1 protein-coding gene is annotated in these 779 nt (G+C 64.2%); it reads right to left on the bottom strand.

The features are described 5' to 3' along the window. A partial coding sequence (locus KBX63_RS34895; protein ID WP_210918685.1) for a GNAT family N-acetyltransferase occupies positions 1-341 on the bottom strand: 341 nt, incomplete at its 3' end. Positions 342-779 lie beyond the last annotated feature (438 nt).

Genomic DNA, 779 nt, shown 5'->3' with positions numbered 1-779 from the left:
AACCTACCCACGACCGGGCAGATGACGGTGATCTTCTTCCCGCTCTCGCGGATCTCGTCCAACACGCGAGCGACGAGCTCCGTGGCCACCCGATTGTGTCGGTAGGCCGGGTCGACCCAGGTCGTTAGCAGCACGACACGGCCACCCACGAACCGGTACTGGAGCTCGGCGATCGCTTCGGCGCCGAGGGCGGCGATCCAGCGACCGCGCTCCACGTCGTTGATGACATCGAGCTCCCAGCTGGATTCCACTTCGCTGAGACTTGTCTCGTTCAGAGCAGCGATGACCGCCGCGTTGTTCTCTTCCCGGGTGGCCGCCTCGGCCTCGAGATCGATCGTCATTTCACACATTCCGTCGAAGGAGCTAACAGGTGGGTTCAGGACAAACGGGGATTACCCGGGGTTACACCGTCGTCCAGGACACGTCGGATCAACTCGGTGGCGATGCCCTGTTTGCGGAACTCGGGGAACGAACTCGGGGAACACCGAGCCCGGCGGACACGTACTCGGGCAGCACCCGCAGGTCGGCCACCTCGAGGAGCACGCGCCTCGACGGCCCGATCCATCGATCAAGTCCACAGCGCATCGCGGTACTCGTCGCCCGCGCCCACCTAGCCTTCATGCGATGTACCTGGCCGTTGGGGACGCCTGAACCTTCTCAGCGGTCGGCGTTCAGGCGCGACGACGTGTGTTCAATGCCCGTGTCCGGTTGTGGGCGACCGGGGGAATGCGGGGTCTAGAACGTCGGCGTAGTCCGGGTGAGCATTGACGAATGCTGTC

Origin of the sequence: Micromonospora sp. U21 (assembly GCF_018070045.1) — a bacterium.
In the GTDB taxonomy this organism is placed as follows: Bacteria; Actinomycetota; Actinomycetes; order Mycobacteriales; family Micromonosporaceae; genus Micromonospora.
This window is presented reverse-complemented; position numbering and strand designations above follow the sequence as displayed.